We start from the raw sequence: 16867 nt of genomic DNA, 5'->3' as shown, positions 1-16867 counted from the left end.
GAGGCGTATTTGGTTCAAATGCAGCAGCGATGAAAAAGTGACTTCTGACAATACGCGGCAATCGCCGCCTCGATGAGGTAACGGAGTCTGAGATGTAGCGGGGTCAGAACCCCTTACGAAAGACCGGTTACGGCCTCTCATCAAACAGGGTGAGGTTCTGAGACGAACGGGTTCAGGTTCACTTGAGGCGAGAAGGCGGAGCGCCGGCGATCATGCGCGAGGTCCCAATCAGATCGTCCGTCCGTTCGCTCAGCACGAGCCTTGTTGTGCTCGGCACGCTCGGCGTGCTCGTCGCGCCGCATCTGGGTGTGCCGATGGTGCTTTATCCGTTGTTCGGGCTCGGCTTGTGCACGGTGATGCTGCACGGCCAGGGGCTGCGGTGGGCCGATACGGGTTTCCGCTGGCGCGGGCTGGGCGTGCGCGCGCTGCCCGTGGGCGGGTGTCTTGGCGTGCTCTATGCCGCGGTCAATGTCAGCGTGATCGGCCCCATGCTCGCGCTCCTGCTGGGCGAGCGGCCGGACCTGTCCGACTTCGCCTTCGTGCGCGAGCACTTCTCCGGCTATTTGATCGCTCTGGCCCTGGCCTGGGTGATCGGCGGCTTCTATGAAGAACTGGTTTTTCGTGGCTTCGTGCACGGGTCGCTCAGCGGTGGCTGCCGGCCGGGAGGGTGCGATCCGGGCTGGCGCTCACACTGACGGTGCTGGCGTTCGCCGCTTATCACGCGCAACTGGGAGCTTTCGGAGTGGCCAACGCGCTGGTGTTCGCGCTATTCGCCGGCGGGGTGCGCTCCCGTTGGCCGGCCAACCTATGGTACGTGATCAGCTTCCACGCCTGCGCCGACATGAGCGCGTTCACGCTGCTCCGCCTTGGTTATCTGAGCTAGGCATGCCTGTTCAAAAAAGGGGGTCAGGATGCACTTTCATCGCCGACTCTGACTGCTGTTTTTCGTGTCCTCACGGAAGAACGTGGATGACCGTCTTCCCGTTGCTCCGCCTGGTCGAATTGAACGCGGCGATGGCATCGTCGAGGGTCGCGTTGCTGCCGATGTTTGTCCTCAGTCGTCCATCGCGCACTCGCTGGACGATCTGATCCAACTGGGCGCGATCGGCCTCGACGACGAAGTCGATCGCCTTGCCATCAATGGCCGGGACTTCGACCGGGCCGACAGCGGACACCAGCGTTCCACCAGCGCGAACCAGGCCTGCGGAGCGCTTGCCGATGTCACCACCGATGACGTCGAACACCAGATCGACGGCACCGATGTCTTCCAGCGTGTCGTTGTCCAGATCGACAAACTCGTGCGCGCCGAAGTCGAGCGCCTTCTGGCGGTCGGCGGCGCGCCCGCTGCCGATGACGTGGGCGCCGGCTTCGCGCGCGAGTTGCGTCACCATCGTGCCGACGGCTCCCGCCGCACCGTGCGCGAGAACGCGCTGGCCCGCCTCAAGGCGTCCGTGCTGGAACAATCCTTGCCATGCGGTCAGTCCCGAGATCGGCAGGCTCGCCGCCGCCGTGAAGTCGACATCGTCAGGCATCGGCGCAAGGTTGCGGGCCTCGATCGCCACATAGTCGGTGAGGGTTCCGTCGCGGTACCAGTCCGCCAGACCAAGCACCCGTTGTCCCACCGATAGCCCTGTCGTGCCGTAGCCGAGCGCGGTCACCACGCCGGCCAGCTCGTGGCCGGGGATCGACGGCGTTCGGTCACGGCCGCGGCGATCGGTCCAGGTCGAGGGCCACTCCAGCTCGGTTCCGACCCATCCCGACGCATGGATGCGAACGATGACGTCGTTGATGGCTGCCGTGGGCTCGGGCCGCTCGGACAGTGTCATTCCGGCCTTTCCGGCCGCCGGATCGGTCACGATGATGGCTTTCATCGGGTTCTCTCCTGCGCAATGGCGGGGACAGCGTGGGTGCCCCTCCTGCCCGGTGCCGATGAACATGGTCCCGTGCCGAAAGCGGGGGTCAGGATGCTGCACTTTGGAAAGTCCACTTTGCGGCAACGCTTGGCGCAGCACTGCCGGCACAGCCACAACCTGGACGTCCGCAAGCACAGCGCCCGCCTGCACTTCCGCTGCAAGGCGCTGCCGACCCAGGAAGTGGTCGCCTACGTCGAAGCCGTTTCGATCGCGGCGATGGACTATCCGTGGAATCGCCGGAACGAATGGAAGCAGCACTGGGCGTTGGAAACCGGACGGCAGCTGACGGGTCCGTTCGACTCGCGAGGTTTGAAAAGCCAGGCGCGTCGTCGCCTGGCGGAAGAAGCCGTAACGCGCCAGGCCTGCCTACTGCTGCAGCCGGTGAGCGAGCACGTCGGCCGCCTGAAGGGCCTGCTCCTCGGTCGCGAAGAATTCGTCGGCGCTCTCCGGTGGACGTTCTGCAATCTGCACGGTGATCGTGTACTCGCCGTCGTCGATCTTGCAGAGCCAGGCGATGTAGGGCCCGCGCTCGGTGTACCGGTCGCATCTATGGGTGCTCATGTGCCATCGCCCCATGCAGGTTCGGTGCGCCATGGTGCGCGCGGTCCGCGAAGGGCAGCAAGCACAACAGGGTCAGTGCGTCCGATCCGACTGCCCCGTGTATTCCATGCCGGCAGGGGAGTGACGGAAACGGAGCTGGAGCGCGTTTCACGGACCGGCACCGGGCGTGACGATTTGCCCTTCCTGCCGCGCGGCCGGGCATCGTGTTTCGCGGGGAAGCACGGTCCGCGCGACCAGGACGGCCAGCAGCGGAACGGCGATCGCATAGATGTACTGCGTCCGCGACACGCCGATGCCGAACGGGAACCAGATGCCCGGCACGCCGATCGTATCGAGCAGCTCCGCGCCGAATTGTGCGGCCACGACCGATGCCAGCGTGAGGGCCGCGAGGGCGCGCATCGGACCGGTGCGAACGATGCGCGCGCCGATCACGACGAACAGCGCGAGTGAGCCAAGTCGGCACACGCTCGTCCAGCCCGCCGAATGGGTGAGCGCGCCGATGATCCCGGCCACCGCCAGCACGATCGCCACGCCATCGATGCTGCGCCACGGCCGCAGGCACCAACGGTTCCAGGCCAGCACCCAGACGGCGATCGTCGGTACCCACATGACCGACGCCAGCCACGCATAGGTGTCCAGGTCCTGCAGGTCGGTCCAGGAGACGATGGCATTGTCGAGCCGCCTGACTGCGGTGAGCGCCAGTGCAAGGCAGGCAAAGACGAGGAAACCCTTGCGGCCACTGCGGCGCCCGTACGCAAGCGCCAGGCCGATCACCGCCAGCATGGCGGCCGGCTCGACCGCATCGACGATGTAACCGGCGACGGTCCGCCGCCATTGCGCGCGGTGCAGCGCATCCGCCACCGGTCTTGGCGCCAGTAGGGGCGGCGTATGCATGCCGCCGCCGTCCGCGCTGGCGCCGGAGTCGGGGCGCATGTAGGCGCGGATGGCGAGCACGCCCCGGCTGCCTGCGGCGTCGGCAGGAAGGGCGAACCGCAGCGGCCGCGTGCCGACCAGACGCGGGTCCGGCCCGAGCCGCCCCGAGCCGCCGAGCAGCCGGCCGTTCCAGTACAGCTCGTAGCCATCCTCGACCAGGGTCGGCCCGAGGATCTCCCACCCCGTCGCGTCGGCGGGCACCGTTACCTCCCGCCGATACCAGGCATAGCCGTGGTAGCCGGGATGGCCGTGCGCCATCCACCCGCCCACGTAATCGGGCAGACCCACGTCGCCGTCGTGGCTGCCCAGCAGGGCAGTCAGGTCGATCGTCTTCCAGCCGCTGTCGTCCGTGTCGGCGGCGGCCCAGCGCAGGTCATCGCCGGTATGGAACCGCCACGGGCCGTCGAGCAGGGTGGAGGCGGCGCGCAGCGGCCCGGGATCGGGGCGGCCGCCGGTTTTCAGGTCGGCGATGACGGCGATCCATGTCACCAGCGTCGCCACGAGAATGGCGATGACCCGCTTGCGCTGCGTGGCATCGACCCGTGGCGGGGCCGGGGAAAATCCGTTGCTCGTCATCCAGGGATCCCGTCGGAGTGGTGGAAGCACGCAAACATGGGCGAGATTGCAGTAGACGTTGGCCGGTGTTCAACCGAGGCCGTGCCAGCCGCGTCCGTGCCGGTGCCCTGGACCGAAGTTGCTTTGTGCCAACCCGTGCGCCCGGGTAAGGTCGATGCCTTTGCTCCGGGCCCCAGGCCCGGGAACAGGTTCCCCATGTCACTTGCACGCGATTTCCAGCTGATGGCCCGCTACAACCAGTGGATGAACGAGCGGCTGTACACGGCTGCATCGTCCCTGGACGAGGCGGAACTGCAGGCCGACCGCGGTGCGTTCTTCGGTTCGATCCTTGCCACGCTCGACCACATCCTGGCGGCCGACACGCACTGGTTGGGCCGCTTTGCCGCGAACTTTCCGGAGCTGGTGTCGCTGGAGCCGCTCCGGCATGCACCCTTGCCGGCACTGGTCCGCGGCATCACCTTTCCCGACTTTGCGCGGCTGCGCTTGGACCGCGAGGCGATGGACGGCGTGCTTGTCGCGTTCACCCACGAGGCCACCGAGACCACATATGCAAGGCCGATGCGCTACGTGAACAGCGCGGGCGAGTCCTTCACGCGGGAAGCCGGGCTGGTGCTGCGCCATGTCTTCAATCACCAGACGCACCACCGTGGACAGGTGACCACGCTCTTCAGCCAGCGTGGCGTCGATGTCGGAGTCACCGACCTGTCGGTGCTGATCCCGGACTGGTCCGCGGCCTGAGCTGGATCCCCGGAGGCTGCGCCATGCATATGCCGCGCAGCGTCCGCAGCCTCGAGCGGTGGCGGTGATCACTGCTGGCCGGCGTGCGTCGCGGCCCGTCACGGAGCGCGGCAGGCTGGAGCGGTAGGATGCCTTTTCGCCCGCCTCGCCGCCCATCCATGCTGACCAGCCTTCGCACCTCCACGCCGCTGCTGTTGAGCACCGTATTCCTGCTGATGGGCGTCGGCCTGCTTCATTCGCATATCGCGCTGGAGGGACGGACGCTCGGCTTTTCGGTGGCGATGATCGGCGTGCTCACGTCGGCCTATTACTCCGGATTCCTGGTCGGCACCTACACCGTGCCGCGGCTTACCCATCGCATCGGTCACATCCGCACCTTCGCGTTCTGCACGGCGCTGGTGACGCTGGTGGTGCTGGTGCAGGCGCTCGATCCGGCGTACGGCGTGTGGGTGGTGCTTCGCGTGCTGCAGGGGCTGCTGCTGGTGGGCCTGTACGCGATCATCGAGAGCTGGTTGAACGTGTCGGCCGATCCGGCGCACCGCAGCTCGGTGTTCGCCATCTACATGATGGTGAACCTGGGCGCGAGCGCCGCCGCGCAGCAGCTCCTGCGCATCCAGGGTGACGGGTTCGTGCTGTTCTGCGTGGTGGCGATCCTGTTCTGCGCGGCCAGCCTGCCGGTGGTGACGAGCCGCCAGCCGCAGCCGCACATCCGCTCGGTGCCCCGGGTGCGGATCGGGCACCTGTTCCGGTTGGCGCCTACCGCGCTGGTCAGCGCGCTGCTGTCCGGCCTTGCGCTGGGCGCGTTCTGGGGCTTGTTGCCGGTGTACGCCGCGGCCCGTGGTTTGGCCCCCGCGGGCATCGGCACCTACGTGAGCGTGGGCATTGCCGGCGGCGTGGTGCTGCAATGGCCGCTGGGCCGCTTTTCCGATCGCATCGATCGACGCCTGGCGCTCTCGCTGATCAGCGCGGTGGCCGCTCTGGCGGCGCTGACCAACCTGTTGCTGTCCAACCCCGGGGGCGTGGCGGCGATGGTCGTGATCTTCGCCTTCGGCGGCATGAGCCTCACCTTGTATCCGATCGCCGTGGCGCACCTGGTCGATTACGTCCACCGCGACGAGCTGCTGACGGCGTCCAGCACGGTGCTGCTGGTCAACGGGATCGGCTCGGCGCTCGGGCCCTTGCTGGCCGGTTCGCTCATGAGCCTCCTCGGGCCGAAGCTGCTGTTCGTCTGGTTCGCCATCCTCGATGGAACGCTGGCCGCTTATGCGTTCCACCGCTTCGTCCACCGCAAGCGCGAAGTGACCCCGGACGACAACTTCGTGCCGATGGTGAACACGGGCGCCAGTGCGCTTGAGCTCCATACCGGTGAAGATCGCCCGGAACAGGCGACGACGGGTTCGCCACCCCCGTGAGTTCGCGGCGGGTCGGCGGAGCACCGTGGTAACGCGGTCGACGCCCGTGCAGGCCGGGCGACTGCGAACATCCCGCGTTCCGCTTGAGTCATCCCGCGATCGGGCGCACGGGCACCGTGGCGCGCGGTTCCCCTTTGGGCGATTGCGGATGGGTGCGGCCCAGCGTGATGTTCTTGCTGGCGCGTACGTCCCGGTTGGCGAACGTCCAGATCTCGCCGGTGGCGTTGATGAATACCGTCCAGTAAAGGTCGGACTCGGGACCGTAGTCGATCAGGATGTGGGCAAGACCTTCGCCCTTGGGCGTGTCCAGCGGCAATGGCGGGTTGAGTTGGAGCATGACGGGCAGCGTAAGGACGCAAGGACCAGGGCAGCTCAGGTTGCACCGTATCGGCGTGAAGGCGTTGCGTAGAACGATCGGCGGCGGCACGATGCACGACGGTGCTTCCGCAACGGAAGCGCCGCAGACAAACGGATTTTGACAGGGGGCAGGAGATGTTGAAGAAGATGGGGGTGGGGCTTTGCCTCGCCACGCTGGCCGGCTGCGTGACGTTGCAGCCCTACCAGCCGGCACAGGGATTGGGTATGGGACACGCGTTCGCGAAGGGGCCCTATCCGGTGGAACTGGATCACATGCACGGCTTCCTCGATGCCGGCCACACGATCCTCTACATGCAGAACCAGGGCGGTGGTGGTGTAGCGGTCGGCCTGTTGCTCGGTCCCTTGGGCGTGGCGGCGAACGTCGCGGCCATCAAGAAGCAGACCGCGCATGATGTGACCGCGTTGCAGGGCAAGCTCCCGGTCGACGCCAATCGCCTGTTTGCCGATGCCGCATCCGGCATCCAGGGCCTGCCCTTCGATGGCGGCGCGGGCGCGCCCGTGGTTTCGCCGATGCTGCTGGTGGAGAAGGTCGACGAGACGCATGTGCGCTTTGCCGCGCTGCTGCATGTGCAGGGCAAGCAGGGCAGCAGGGCGTGGTCGCGCAAGTACGTGTACGAGGCGCCGGACGTCTACACCACCGAGCAGCTGGCCAAGGGGCTCGAGCCGTCGCAGGTGGAACGCCTGTCGGCCGATGTCCGCGAAGGCTTTGCGTGGACGGCGACGACGTTCGCCACCGACGTCGCCGGTACCTTCCATCCCATGCAGAAGAAGGTGCTGCGCTCGTCGTTCGTGACGCCACGCACCGAGATCCCGCTCAACGGCTACGGCTTCGACGCGGGCGCCGGCCGGATCGGCTTCGCCACCGGCCAGCCGCAGTGGAGCACCGTGTATTCGCTGCCGGTGGAAGACGCGACCCTCGCCAGCCGCTAGGCAGAACGCCAAGCGGGCATAGCACCGCAAGCTCACATCAAACTGGGGGAAAACCATGCGTTACCTGTTGCTTTTGGCCGTCCTGCTCCTGTCCGGCTGCGGCACCGTGAAGTTCACGCCCACGGAATACCCGCTGCGCGATGGCCTTATTGCTCCCATGCCCGTGCATGGCGAGGTCCACGTGACCAATGCCCAGTCGCGGACCGGGCCGGTGATCGTCTATTCGTACAGCGGTTCCAAGCTGAGCTCGGACCTGCACTCGATCACCGAGGTCATGGTGCAGCAGACGACCAAGGAAATCGCGAAGGCCTCGATTCCCGCCGACGGTTCCGCCAAGTCCATCGAGCTGAAGGTCAATTCGCTGCTCAGCAAATACGCGGGCTTCCACTGGAACAGCCACCTGAGCTTCGAGGCGCGTCTGGGCAACGGCGAAGTGGTGACGATGACGGTGCCCCACACCAGCGGCCTCCTTGCGCAGGACCTCAACGGCTGCATTGCCGAGAGCGTGATGAAGCTCCTCAACGAACCGCGGGTGCGCGCCTACCTGGCGCAATAACGCGCGAACCGATGGCAGCACGATCCCGCCGGGACGGAATCCCATGGACTCCGATCCCGGCGGGACCGACCGGCCAGACGCGCGCCGGACTTTTCTCCGGCGCGTCGCTCCACGCGTGATCAGCGCTAACATCGCCCCGGCGACCGCGACGGTCCAACGGGAAACTGGCTCATGAGCGAAGAACTGAAGCGCTGCCCGGCGTGTGCCGAGCTGATCCAGGCGGCGGCGCGCAAATGCCGCTATTGCGGCACGGATCTGGATGCCTACGTCGCGGCACACGAGGCCAGCGAGGAGCAGACATTGTTCAGCGGCCACCCCAGGGTGATCTACACCTTCGGGCAGTACGTCGTGGCGGTCTGCACGCTCGGCATCGCCCTGTTGTTCTACTGGGTGCGCAGCCTCAGCCTGACTTTCACCATCACCACCCAGCGGGTGCGGGTCGAGCGCGGGCTGCTCTCCAAGGCGCAGGACAACGTGGAGCTGTTCCGCGTGGACCATTTCGACGTCATCAAGCCGCTCGGCATGCGCCTTGTCGGGCTTTGCAGGGTGCAGCTGCACTCCTCCGACCCGGAGATGCCCGTGGTCGATCTCTATGGCATCGCGGGCCTGGAAGCCATGGCCGACACGTTGCGCGAATGTTCGCTGCGCGAGCGCACCCGCCGGCGCGTGTTGCCGATGGAACAGATGTAGCGCGGGGTCCCGGGCTGGCGATCGCCCGGACGATGGAAGCAACGAAAGGGGCGGCATCGATGAGGAAGCTGTTGGGCGTGCTGGCGCTGGTGGTGGTCGCAGTCGCGGGCTACCAGCGTTTCGACGGCGGAACGGACCGGGCGGTCACCGTCGCACCATCGGCCGAGGGCCAGCAGGGCGTTGTCGCCGACGACACGCAGGTGCGCGGGAGCGGCACCGTCACGCGGATCCTTCCCGACGACGAGGACGGTAGCCGGCACCAGCGTTTCATCCTGCGGTTGCCTTCGGGCCAGACCCTGCTGGTTGCGCACAACATCGACCTGGCGCCTCGCGTGACCGGCCTGGAAGTGGGCGACACGGTCGAGTACTACGGCGAGTACCAGTCCAATCCCAAGGGCGGCGTGGTGCACTGGACGCATCGCGATCCGTCGGGCCGCCACGTGGCGGGATGGCTCAGGCACGCGGGCCAGACGTTCCAGTAAACGCCGCAGCGTCGTCCGGGAGTCACAAAAAAAGAAGGCGGCCAAGGGCCGCCTTCCTGCTGCATGCGCGATCGCTTCGTCAGATGGCTGCCGGCGCCAGCCCGGCGGCGGCATCGTCGCCGCAGACGTCGCGCCAGAGGTGATACATCACGCCGAACATGACCGCGTACATCGCCAGCACCATCAGGATGTAGAGCGGAATGGCCAGGACGAACACCAGCCACATGCCGACAAGCTTGGCGAGCAACCCCACCACAAGCACCAGCAGCACGAGGGCGATCGTCGCCACGATCCAGACCAGCGTCAGGCTCAACGCGAACACCAGCAGCGGCAGCACGTTCTTGAGCGCGCCCGTCACCCCGTCGCCGATCGAGCCGAGCACGCTGCGGTTGCCCAGCGAGACCTGGCCAAGGCTGATCGCGTAGAAACCCATCAGGAACAGCCAGAGCACCATGAGCAGCGCGAAAGTGCTCATGAAGCCGGCCGGCAAGCCCGGCGGTGGCAGGTGATTGGCCTGTGCGGCTATCGCCTGCATGTACCAGCCCACGAGGCCACCGCCCGCCGCCAGCAGCACCAGCGCAAACAGCGCAACGAAGACCACCATCAGTACCAGTGCATAGCCGATCAGCCGCGGCGCCTGGCCTTGCGCGTAGGGTTTGAAGATGTCGCGCGCGCGGGGCCGCTGCCCGCGCTCGGCGGCATCGATCACCTGCAGGTATCCGGCATAGAGCGGCACCACCAGCAGGCCCAGCAGCATCGAGAACAACATCAGGCCGCCGAACACGACCGGGTTGGGCTGCGCGCCGGGCTGCATGGCATGAAACTGGAACGGCAGCGTGGCCAGCGAAGGCAGCAGGCAGGCCACCAGCAGCAGGCCGGCACCACCCAACAGCGGCCGCGGGTGGCGGCGTGCCACATCGATGCCCCGCGTCAGCCAGCCAAAGCCGGCTCCCGGTCCCTTGGAACGAGTCGCCATGATGATCCCCTTGTCGGCGCCCCCGCGCCGTGCAACGCGAGCATAGTGGGCTGCGACATCCGCAAGAAAGCCGGGTGTCGGGGAGCAACCGGCCGGCATCGCTTCGACCCAAACGGTGGCGCTGACGCGGCCCGGGTTCCTGACGCGCGGATGGAGCAGGACCCGTCAGGTGTGCTTGCGAACGGAAGATGCGCGTGCGTCGACCTGCCAGCAGGCGGCGGTAAAGCGCACGTCGGGCCCGTGCACGTACGGCTCGACCGCGGCGCGGGCTGCCTCGATGACGCGCGCCCGCGTGGATGCCTCCAGCCCGGGCAGGGCGCGACCGAGCGGACCCATCTGCGTGAGATAGGGGAGAAGGTCCCGTTCGGCGAAAGTGCAATCGCGATCGAGGCGGCGGATTTCGACATCGATCCAGCCGCTCTGCGCCAGGATCGCATGCACCCGCGCGCCGTCCGCGAAAGCGAACTGGCCGGGCGCGTTTGGCGCAGGCGCGGCCGATGGCGGAAGCAGCTGTGCCACGGCGCGTTCGGCGGCGGTCATGAAGGGGTTCTCCAAGGGGCTGCGCCAAGCGACGAAGCGCAGGGCCGCGCCGTCGCGCGCCGCGCGGCGCAGGTTCGAGAAGGCACCGACCGGGTCGCCGAAGAACATGACGCCAAAGCGCGAGACGACCAGATCGAAGCGCTCCGGTGCGAACGCATGGGTCTGGGCGTCGGCGCAGATGAAACGGACTGGCGCCCCGGCGTCGCGGACCCGCGCGCGGGCCAGGGCGACCAAGGGTTCGGAGACGTCGATGCCAAGGCAGTCTCCGCGTGATCCCAGGGAGTCGGCCAGCGCCAGCGTCGTACCACCCGCGCCGCAGCCAACGTCGAGCACCTGTCGCACCGGTTCACGCGCGGCGGCTTCCAGAAGGACCTGCGCGAACGGCTCGAACATCCGGTCGAGAACCTCCTGCATGGCCACCCAGGCGCGGCCGGCCGGCCCGTTCCAGAGTGCCGACTGTCCACCCTCCGGCTGCTGCGGTGCGATGTGCATGGGTCGTGTCCCGGTGCTGGCCTGCAAGAGGCGGTGGCCCACTGTGCCAATTCAAGTCAACTTGAGGTCAAGAGGCGAACGCTGCGACGGCATGCCTACCCGGAAGAAGGCAGGCAAGGGACGCTCACTGCTTCCACCGGTTACCTGCTCGCCCCGCGCGCCCCGGCCGTTGGTCGCGGCGGGCACCCGGCTCGCCCCGCTGAACAGCAGGGTGCACCCGCCGCGGGCTACCGGTTTTTCCGATGTCGGGGCCGAACGCGGCTCCGCTATGCTGGGGAACTGCCGTGTGCCCGCGGGGTCCACGGACCATTACCCAAACACCGGACTGCCCGACATGAACCTTTCCCGTTCGTTCCTTGCCGCCTCGCTGGTCGCCGTGGCCGGCCTTTCGACCCTTCCCGTATCCTCCGCGCATGCCGCGGACCTGGGCGGCAACGCCGTCGCGGGGGTGTGCATGCTCTCGCGTGAGGCGGTCTTCGCGCAGTCCAAGGTAGGCCAGGCGGCGAGCCAGCGGCTGGGGCAATTGGCGGAGCAGGCGCGGACCCAACTGGAAAATCAGCGCAAGCCGCTCGATACCGACCTGAAGAGCTTCCAGCAGAAGGCCCAGTCGCTGAGCGATGCGGACCGCAAGCAGCAGGGCGAGGCGCTGCAGCAGCGCGTGCAGACGTTCCGTGGCCAGGCAGGCGAACTCGACCAGCGCATCCAGCTGACCCGCTCCAAGGCCATGCAGCGCATCGGCCAGGAGGCCGAACCGATCGTCGCCGACGTCTACAAGAGCCACAACTGCGGACTGCTGCTGGATCGTGACTCGGTGCTGGGCGGCAACATGACCAACGACCTGACCCCGGGCGTGGTGCAGGGCCTGGATCGCAAGATCACCACGATCAGCTTCAACCTGGAGCCGCTGCCCGCCAACGCCGGCAAGTAAGCGCCCGGCTGCGACCGCAGGGCTCGTCCGGTCCGGACGGGCCCGCGGCAGTAGGTTCATTTTCTACGCGGCGGTCAGGACTTCTTGCCGCCGCCGTCCTGTTTGTTCACCGTTGCCCAGGCGATGCGCTCGGCAGTCTCCTTGGACTTGCCTTCCTTCTTTTCGCTCTGCTCGATGTGGTGCGCTTCGCGCTTCTGCTTGTCGGTGTAGGAGGACTTGTCGCCCTTGGACATGGCATGGCTCCCGTGGCTGGCTGGGCTTCGACGCTAGCGGTTGCGCGGTTAACGCGAGGTCGCCAGTCAACCACGGTCACGTAAAGACCGGCATCGCACGCCGGCACAGCCGCCATATGCCCGTGGCTGAAGCCCACCGGTGGGCTCTGCCGTTGCCAGCGCAGGAGCCTGGAATGGCCAAGCCATCGGGGGCCGGGCGCGGTCGGTGGAGTGCGCACGCGGTGTTAGAGTGTTTCGCTTCCCTCCCGATGGCAGAGCGAGCGACGCGATGACGAACCAGGCCCCCTACCCGATCGGCACGCCCGGTGTTCCCTGGGGACCGGCGGAAGTGGCCGCGTGGTTGTCGCGCCAGGCCCGCCAGCGCAGCTACGAGACCGAGGTGCTGGCCGTGATCGATCGCCTGCGTTCGCGGCTGGACGTCGAACAGTACGGCAGCCTGGACTATCCGCCCGACAGCTACCCGTTGTTCGCGATCCGCAACCGCAACTGGCGCGACGATCTTCCCTGCGTGCTGGTGACCGGCGGCGTGCACGGCTACGAAACCAGCGGCGTGCACGGTGCGTTGCGCTTTGCGGAGCAGCACGCGGCCAGTTACGAGGGCAAGGTCAACCTGCTCATCGCGCCGTGCGTCAGCCCGTGGGCCTACGAGCGGATCCACCGCTGGAACGCGCACGCGATCGACCCGAACCGTTCTTTCCGCGAGGACAGCCCGGCTCAGGAATCGGCCGCGCTCATGCGCCTGGTAGCGCCGCTGCGCGATCGCGTCCGGGTGCACGTGGACCTGCACGAGACCACCGATACGGACGAGTCGGAGTTCCGCCCCGCGCTCGCCGCGCGCGACGGCGAAGCCTTCGAACCCGGCGAGATCCCCGATGGCTTCTACCTGGTCGACGACAGCGTGAACCCGCAGCCGGCGTTCCAGCAGGCGGTGATCGCGGCCGTGGCCAAGGTGACGCACATTGCGCCGGCCGACGCGAACGGCGAGATCATCGGTTCGCCCGTGGTAGCGCCGGGGGTCATCCGCTACCCGCTCAGGCAGCTGGGGTTGTGCGCCGGCATCACCGATGCGCCTTACAAGACCACCACCGAGGTCTATCCGGACAGCCCGAAGGCGACCGCGGAGCAGTGCAATGAGGCGCAGGTAGCCGCCGTCCGCGCGGCGATCGAATTCGCGCTCGCGCACGCGTAACCGCGATCGCGCTGGCTGGGGATGAAAGATCCGACCGTGCCGCCCGTCTTCGCCAAGCTCAACCTGAAAGGCCAGGCCGCGATCCTGGTCGTCGACGCGCCGGCCAGTTTCGAGCCGGAGTTGCAGGCGCTCGAAGGCGTCAGCGTGCTGCGCGACCCGGCCGGCACGGCAAGCGTGGCGTTCGCGCTGGCCTTCGTGACGACACAGCGCGAGCTGGACGCGATGTCGCGGGTGCTGGCGGCCAAGGCCGAGGGCGATGCCGTGCTGTGGTTCGCCTATCCGAAAGCGGCATCCCGGCGTTACCAGTGCGAGTTCAATCGCGACAGCGGATGGGACGTCATCCGCTCCCTGGGCTTCGACAGCGTGCGCCAGGTCGCCATCGATCAGGACTGGTCCGCGTTGCGCTTTCGCCGCACAGCATACATCGGACGCTGACGCGCCAGCGCGCGCCAACTCCAGGTTGCATCTCCCATCCGTTCGCGACGAGCGTAGGCGCAAAGCGCCGGAGTCGAAGCGACCACGTGCGGGAGAGCATCGCCCGCTAGAGCGCGGCGGCGATCCGTCCCACCTCGGCAAGCACCGCACCGCGCTGGCGCGCGTCGATGGCGGGCGCGGCGTAATAGGCGGTGACCAGCAGCGGCGGGCGATCCGGCGGAAACAGGATGGCGATGTCGTTGGTTTCGCCCTGCGCGCCGCTGCCGGTCTTGTCGCCCGCGCTCCAGCCGGCGGGCAGGCCGGCACGCACTTTGTCGGTGCCGGTCAGGCAGCCGCGCATCCAGCCGAGCAGCCGCGCCCGGGACGCGGCGCCCAGCGCCTCGCCCAGCAGGAGGTGCCGCAGGGTGTCGAGCATCGCGCGCGGCGTGCTGGTGTCGCGCAGGTCGCCGGGACGGGTGACGTTGAGTTCCGGCTCGGTGCGGTCCAGCCGGGTCACGGTGTCGCCCAGTCCGCGCACGAAGGCGGTGACCGCCTGCGGCCCGCCGAGCGCGTCGAGCAGCAGGTTGGCGGCCGTGTTGTCGCTGAGGGTGAGCGTCGCCGCGCACAGCGCCTCGACCGTCATGCCCGGAGCGCCGGTATGCAGCCGGGTGACCGGCGCATAGTCGAGCAATACGTTCGGACCGAACACGATGCGCCGGTCCAGCCGCTCATCGCCGCGGTCGACCCGCGCGAGGAGCGCAGCCACGGCCAGCACCTTGAAAGTGCTGCACATCAGGAACCGCTCGTCGCCGCGGCAGTCCGCGCGCCGGCCGCTGCCCGTGTCGAGGATGGCCACGCCCAGGCGCCCACCGTGGCTCCTTTGCAGCGCGGCGAGGCGGGCGGCCGCGTCGGGCGCGGCGGCTGCGTCCGGCCGCGCCTGGGCCAGTGCGGCCGGGAGCAGGGCGCCCAGCAGGCTCCCCTTGATGAAGTCGCGGCGTTTCATGTGGGTCGCCTTCGGCAGGAACGAAGACGCGATCCTGGGGGATCCTTGAGCCTGCCAGCGGCTGGGGCGCGGGCAATTGGCGGGCATCGGGCGCCGGGGTCTCGTCGCCCGGCAACGATGCGTCGGGCTCAGCGGCGCACGTAATCGTCCGCGGGCCGCTCGCCCTTCTGGCGCTGGTTGTCCTCGCCGGTGTCGTTCGTGGCATCGCCGCTGGCGGTCGTGTCCGCCGGGCGTTTGGGGATCGCCTTGCCGGGATCGGCGCCGGCACGCTGCTTGCGGTCCGCCTCGTCGCCCTTGCCGGGATTGGACGTGTTCATGCGCTGCTCCCATCGATGATTTGCAGCCATTCTCGGCCCACGCGCGAAAGTGCGCGTGAGCGCGGCGTCGAGCTGCGGCGGCGGGCGGCCTGCGCAAGAACCGGAGTGCCCGGTGGCAGCGCACGACCTAGCCTTGCGCGATCCCACTCCGTTGGAGTTCGTCATGGCCTTCCGTATCCGCGGGCTTTCGCCCGAACCCTTCCGCCACCTGTTCGGCCTGGACGAAGCGGCGCTGGCCGCCGCCGGCGCACGCCGTTACGTGGTCGACCACGCGCCCGGCTTCCCCGACCGCATCGAGCTGCGCGACCTCGAGCCCGGCGAGACGGCGTTGCTGCTGAACTACACCCACCAACCTGCCGACACGCCGTTCCGCGCCAGCCATGCCATCTTCGTGCGCGAGGGTGCCGACGCCGCCTACGACGCCGTCGACCACATCCCGGACGTCATCCGCATCCGCACGATCTCGCTGCGCGCGTTCGACGCCAGCCACATGATGGTCGAGGCCGAACTGGTCGACGGCTCCGACATGGACGCGGCGATCGGGCGCCTGTTCGCCCGGCCGGGCGTGGACTACCTGCACGCGCACTACGCCATGCGGGGCTGCTACGCGGCGCGCATCGACCGCGCCTGAGGGCGCTGACGGCGCCGACGGATGAGCCGGGTAACCGCCTGCCATGGAAATCGCTACATTGGCCGCGCACATCTTCCGGAGACGTCCGTGATCATCGAACAGGTCGAAACCGATGCCGGGATCGCCAGTACCTTCGACGTGATGGTGCAGCTCAGGCCATCGCTCGAACGCGCCGCGTATGTTCGGCGGATACGCGAGCTGATGCAGTCCGACGGATTCCGCCTGGCCTGTCTGGTGGACGAGGGAGAGGTCCGCGCGGTGGCCGGATACCGCATCATGCACATGCTCTACTGCGGCCGCCTGCTGTACGTGGACGACTTCGTCACCGACGCGCGCGTGCGTTCGCGCGGCTACGGCGCGCGGCTGCTGGACTGGCTCAAGGAAACCGGGCGCGCACAAGGTTGCAGCGAGTTGCAACTGATCTCCCGGGTGGTGCGTGAGCAGGCGCACCGGTTCTACTTCCGCGAGGGACTGGGCATCGAGTGCTTCCAGTTCCGCACCTCCCTGTTGCCGTCGCCTGCCTGAACGCCTGCGCGATCGGCGCCTGCCGTGAGCAGGAGGTCACACTTCACCGCCTTGTCCGCATGATTTTCATGCTGGCGTGATGTGGCGCGAGCCCACCATGGGCACGCCGAGGCGGAGGAGCGGATGCATGGCATACCTCGTCGGGAACATCGTGGTGGTGGGTTCGTGGATCGTGCCCGCCGACGGGCCGGGCTTTGTCGGCCAGTTCGCCCTGTTGCGGGCCCAGCCCGGCCTGCCGTTGATCCGTACCGACACCGTGCGGAACGGCGCCCCGTACGCGGACCTGTTCGAGGCGGCCGAAGCCGGTTGCCAGGCAGGCATCGCGGCGGCCAAGCGCAAGCAGGGCGATACCGCGTTGATCCCGCTTCCTTTCCCGCCCGGCCCGTTGCAGGTCTAGTTGCGGCTGCGGCCGTGCCTGCTTGCGTTGGCGATGGCCGCCCGCAAGATGGA

General features: G+C 67.9%; 22 protein-coding genes and 1 pseudogene. 14 read left to right on the top strand and 9 right to left on the bottom strand.

The annotated features are described in order from the left end of the window. Window positions 1-266 precede the first annotated feature (266 nt). Together ACFWZ1_RS14955 and ACFWZ1_RS14950 are read left to right on the top strand one after the other, a co-directional pair. Window positions 267-695, top strand: coding sequence for a hypothetical protein (locus ACFWZ1_RS14955; RefSeq protein ID WP_439667021.1), 429 nt, complete (start codon window positions 267-269; stop codon window positions 693-695). Further along, complete coding sequence (locus ACFWZ1_RS14950) at window positions 668-883, top strand: CPBP family glutamic-type intramembrane protease (RefSeq protein ID WP_439667020.1); 216 nt, start codon at window positions 668-670, stop codon at window positions 881-883. Before ACFWZ1_RS14955 ends, ACFWZ1_RS14950 begins: the two co-directional genes overlap by 28 nt. A gap of 70 nt (window positions 884-953) precedes the next feature. Here the strand turns inward: ACFWZ1_RS14950 and ACFWZ1_RS14945 are convergent, their stop codons facing one another. From ACFWZ1_RS14945 to ACFWZ1_RS14935, 3 genes are all read right to left on the bottom strand, one after another. Continuing rightward, window positions 954-1871 carry an NADP-dependent oxidoreductase gene (locus tag ACFWZ1_RS14945; RefSeq protein WP_439667019.1) on the bottom strand — a complete coding sequence of 306 codons (918 nt, stop codon included), beginning with the start codon at window positions 1869-1871 and terminating at the stop codon, window positions 954-956. Window positions 1872-2279: 408 nt separating this feature from the next. Beyond that, on the bottom strand, window positions 2280-2474 hold the full coding sequence (locus ACFWZ1_RS14940) for a hypothetical protein (RefSeq protein WP_231321674.1): 195 nt from the start codon (window positions 2472-2474) through the stop codon (window positions 2280-2282). A gap of 147 nt (window positions 2475-2621) precedes the next feature. Further along, complete coding sequence (locus tag ACFWZ1_RS14935) at window positions 2622-3983, bottom strand: glycoside hydrolase family 2 (RefSeq protein WP_439667018.1); 1362 nt, start codon at window positions 3981-3983, stop codon at window positions 2622-2624. Between the two features lie 195 nt (window positions 3984-4178). Here ACFWZ1_RS14935 and ACFWZ1_RS14930 point away from each other — a divergent pair, with 195 nt between their 5' ends. Both ACFWZ1_RS14930 and ACFWZ1_RS14925 read left to right on the top strand, forming a co-directional pair. Further along, window positions 4179-4721: a DinB family protein gene (locus tag ACFWZ1_RS14930; protein WP_439667017.1), complete on the top strand. Its 543-nt coding sequence runs from the start codon at window positions 4179-4181 to the stop codon at window positions 4719-4721. Window positions 4722-4879: 158 nt separating this feature from the next. Then, a complete protein-coding gene (locus ACFWZ1_RS14925; RefSeq protein ID WP_439667016.1) occupies window positions 4880-6133 on the top strand; it encodes an MFS transporter in 1254 nt (417 codons plus the stop codon). Between the two features lie 88 nt (window positions 6134-6221). Here the strand turns inward: ACFWZ1_RS14925 and ACFWZ1_RS14920 are convergent, their stop codons facing one another. Next, entirely contained in the window at window positions 6222-6470 is a 249-nt protein-coding gene (locus ACFWZ1_RS14920; RefSeq protein ID WP_231321668.1) for a hypothetical protein, read from the bottom strand. Between the two features lie 155 nt (window positions 6471-6625). Between ACFWZ1_RS14920 and ACFWZ1_RS14915 the strand changes: the two genes are divergently transcribed. The 4 genes from ACFWZ1_RS14915 (at window position 6626) to ACFWZ1_RS14900 (ending at window position 9169) form a co-directional block, all read left to right on the top strand. Then, the gene (locus tag ACFWZ1_RS14915; protein ID WP_439667015.1) at window positions 6626-7441 is read left to right on the top strand and encodes a hypothetical protein; all 816 of its coding nucleotides are present in this window, start codon (window positions 6626-6628) and stop codon (window positions 7439-7441) included. Window positions 7442-7496: 55 nt separating this feature from the next. Then, window positions 7497-7997: a hypothetical protein gene (locus ACFWZ1_RS14910; protein ID WP_439667014.1), complete on the top strand. Its 501-nt coding sequence runs from the start codon at window positions 7497-7499 to the stop codon at window positions 7995-7997. A gap of 171 nt (window positions 7998-8168) precedes the next feature. After that, a complete protein-coding gene (locus ACFWZ1_RS14905; protein ID WP_439667013.1) occupies window positions 8169-8687 on the top strand; it encodes a PH domain-containing protein in 519 nt (172 codons plus the stop codon). A 59-nt stretch (window positions 8688-8746) separates the two neighbouring features. Further along, window positions 8747-9169 (top strand): DUF3465 domain-containing protein, encoded by a 423-nt coding sequence (locus tag ACFWZ1_RS14900; RefSeq protein ID WP_231321661.1) that lies wholly within the window; start codon window positions 8747-8749, stop codon window positions 9167-9169. A 79-nt stretch (window positions 9170-9248) separates the two neighbouring features. Here the strand turns inward: ACFWZ1_RS14900 and ACFWZ1_RS14895 are convergent, their stop codons facing one another. Both ACFWZ1_RS14895 and ACFWZ1_RS14890 read right to left on the bottom strand, forming a co-directional pair. After that, the gene (locus ACFWZ1_RS14895; protein ID WP_439667012.1) at window positions 9249-10145 is read right to left on the bottom strand and encodes a hypothetical protein; all 897 of its coding nucleotides are present in this window, start codon (window positions 10143-10145) and stop codon (window positions 9249-9251) included. Window positions 10146-10310: 165 nt separating this feature from the next. Next, entirely contained in the window at window positions 10311-11177 is an 867-nt protein-coding gene (locus ACFWZ1_RS14890) for a class I SAM-dependent methyltransferase (protein ID WP_439667011.1), read from the bottom strand. Window positions 11178-11511: 334 nt separating this feature from the next. On the opposite strand from ACFWZ1_RS14890, the gene ACFWZ1_RS14885 reads away from it, so the two are divergent. Further along, window positions 11512-12105, top strand: coding sequence for an OmpH family outer membrane protein (locus ACFWZ1_RS14885; protein WP_439667010.1), 594 nt, complete (start codon window positions 11512-11514; stop codon window positions 12103-12105). Between the two features lie 77 nt (window positions 12106-12182). On the opposite strand, the pseudogene ACFWZ1_RS14880 reads toward ACFWZ1_RS14885, so the two are convergent. Next, a pseudogene (locus ACFWZ1_RS14880) lies at window positions 12183-12338 on the bottom strand (HupB); the annotation flags it as partial. Between the two features lie 268 nt (window positions 12339-12606). Between ACFWZ1_RS14880 and ACFWZ1_RS14875 the strand changes: the two are divergent. Together ACFWZ1_RS14875 and ACFWZ1_RS14870 are read left to right on the top strand one after the other, a co-directional pair. Next, on the top strand, window positions 12607-13527 hold the full coding sequence (locus ACFWZ1_RS14875) for a M14 family metallopeptidase (protein ID WP_439667009.1): 921 nt from the start codon (window positions 12607-12609) through the stop codon (window positions 13525-13527). Between the two features lie 21 nt (window positions 13528-13548). Then, window positions 13549-13962, top strand: coding sequence for a hypothetical protein (locus tag ACFWZ1_RS14870; RefSeq protein ID WP_439667008.1), 414 nt, complete (start codon window positions 13549-13551; stop codon window positions 13960-13962). Between the two features lie 106 nt (window positions 13963-14068). Here the strand turns inward: ACFWZ1_RS14870 and bla are convergent, their stop codons facing one another. Beyond that, a complete protein-coding gene (gene bla / locus ACFWZ1_RS14865; protein WP_439667007.1) occupies window positions 14069-14944 on the bottom strand; it encodes a class A beta-lactamase in 876 nt (291 codons plus the stop codon). Window positions 14945-15072: 128 nt separating this feature from the next. Further along, window positions 15073-15261 carry a hypothetical protein gene (locus ACFWZ1_RS14860; RefSeq protein WP_231321651.1) on the bottom strand — a complete coding sequence of 63 codons (189 nt, stop codon included), beginning with the start codon at window positions 15259-15261 and terminating at the stop codon, window positions 15073-15075. 163 nt (window positions 15262-15424) lie between these two features. Between ACFWZ1_RS14860 and ACFWZ1_RS14855 the strand changes: the two genes are divergently transcribed. The 3 genes from ACFWZ1_RS14855 (at window position 15425) to ACFWZ1_RS14845 (ending at window position 16814) form a co-directional block, all read left to right on the top strand. Beyond that, window positions 15425-15892, top strand: a complete 468-nt coding sequence (locus tag ACFWZ1_RS14855) for a DUF1203 domain-containing protein (protein ID WP_439667006.1) — start codon at window positions 15425-15427, stop codon at window positions 15890-15892. A gap of 87 nt (window positions 15893-15979) precedes the next feature. Then, window positions 15980-16417, top strand: a complete 438-nt coding sequence (locus ACFWZ1_RS14850; RefSeq protein ID WP_231321646.1) for a GNAT family N-acetyltransferase — start codon at window positions 15980-15982, stop codon at window positions 16415-16417. Window positions 16418-16544: 127 nt separating this feature from the next. Then, window positions 16545-16814 carry a hypothetical protein gene (locus tag ACFWZ1_RS14845; RefSeq protein WP_439667005.1) on the top strand — a complete coding sequence of 90 codons (270 nt, stop codon included), beginning with the start codon at window positions 16545-16547 and terminating at the stop codon, window positions 16812-16814. The last annotated feature ends 53 nt before the right edge of the window (window positions 16815-16867 follow it).

It is taken from the genome of Frateuria sp. GZRe14 (assembly GCF_051900395.1).
In the GTDB taxonomy this organism is placed as follows: domain Bacteria; phylum Pseudomonadota; class Gammaproteobacteria; order Xanthomonadales; family Rhodanobacteraceae; genus Frateuria_A; species Frateuria_A edaphi.
Note: the sequence above shows the minus strand (reverse complement) of the source record. Positions and strands in the feature narration are given on the sequence as shown.

Bases quoted from the DNA above. Each gene is read 5' to 3' on its own strand.
- ACFWZ1_RS14945 (WP_439667019.1), bottom strand. From the start codon at position 1,871: ATGAAAGCCATCATCGTGACCGATCCGGCGGCCGGAAAGGCCGGAATG.
- ACFWZ1_RS14940 (WP_231321674.1), bottom strand. From the start codon at position 2,474: ATGAGCACCCATAGATGCGACCGGTACACCGAGCGCGGGCCCTACATC.
- ACFWZ1_RS14935 (WP_439667018.1), bottom strand. From the start codon at position 3,983: ATGACGAGCAACGGATTTTCCCCGGCCCCGCCACGGGTCGATGCCACG.
- ACFWZ1_RS14930 (WP_439667017.1), top strand. From the start codon at position 4,179: ATGTCACTTGCACGCGATTTCCAGCTGATGGCCCGCTACAACCAGTGG.
- ACFWZ1_RS14925 (WP_439667016.1), top strand. From the start codon at position 4,880: ATGCTGACCAGCCTTCGCACCTCCACGCCGCTGCTGTTGAGCACCGTA.
- ACFWZ1_RS14920 (WP_231321668.1), bottom strand. From the start codon at position 6,470: ATGCTCCAACTCAACCCGCCATTGCCGCTGGACACGCCCAAGGGCGAA.
- ACFWZ1_RS14915 (WP_439667015.1), top strand. From the start codon at position 6,626: ATGTTGAAGAAGATGGGGGTGGGGCTTTGCCTCGCCACGCTGGCCGGC.
- ACFWZ1_RS14910 (WP_439667014.1), top strand. From the start codon at position 7,497: ATGCGTTACCTGTTGCTTTTGGCCGTCCTGCTCCTGTCCGGCTGCGGC.
- ACFWZ1_RS14905 (WP_439667013.1), top strand. From the start codon at position 8,169: ATGAGCGAAGAACTGAAGCGCTGCCCGGCGTGTGCCGAGCTGATCCAG.
- ACFWZ1_RS14900 (WP_231321661.1), top strand. From the start codon at position 8,747: ATGAGGAAGCTGTTGGGCGTGCTGGCGCTGGTGGTGGTCGCAGTCGCG.
- ACFWZ1_RS14895 (WP_439667012.1), bottom strand. From the start codon at position 10,145: ATGGCGACTCGTTCCAAGGGACCGGGAGCCGGCTTTGGCTGGCTGACG.
- ACFWZ1_RS14890 (WP_439667011.1), bottom strand. From the start codon at position 11,177: ATGCACATCGCACCGCAGCAGCCGGAGGGTGGACAGTCGGCACTCTGG.
- ACFWZ1_RS14885 (WP_439667010.1), top strand. From the start codon at position 11,512: ATGAACCTTTCCCGTTCGTTCCTTGCCGCCTCGCTGGTCGCCGTGGCC.
- ACFWZ1_RS14875 (WP_439667009.1), top strand. From the start codon at position 12,607: ATGACGAACCAGGCCCCCTACCCGATCGGCACGCCCGGTGTTCCCTGG.
- ACFWZ1_RS14870 (WP_439667008.1), top strand. From the start codon at position 13,549: ATGAAAGATCCGACCGTGCCGCCCGTCTTCGCCAAGCTCAACCTGAAA.
- bla (WP_439667007.1), bottom strand. From the start codon at position 14,944: ATGAAACGCCGCGACTTCATCAAGGGGAGCCTGCTGGGCGCCCTGCTC.
- ACFWZ1_RS14860 (WP_231321651.1), bottom strand. From the start codon at position 15,261: ATGAACACGTCCAATCCCGGCAAGGGCGACGAGGCGGACCGCAAGCAG.
- ACFWZ1_RS14855 (WP_439667006.1), top strand. From the start codon at position 15,425: ATGGCCTTCCGTATCCGCGGGCTTTCGCCCGAACCCTTCCGCCACCTG.
- ACFWZ1_RS14845 (WP_439667005.1), top strand. From the start codon at position 16,545: ATGGCATACCTCGTCGGGAACATCGTGGTGGTGGGTTCGTGGATCGTG.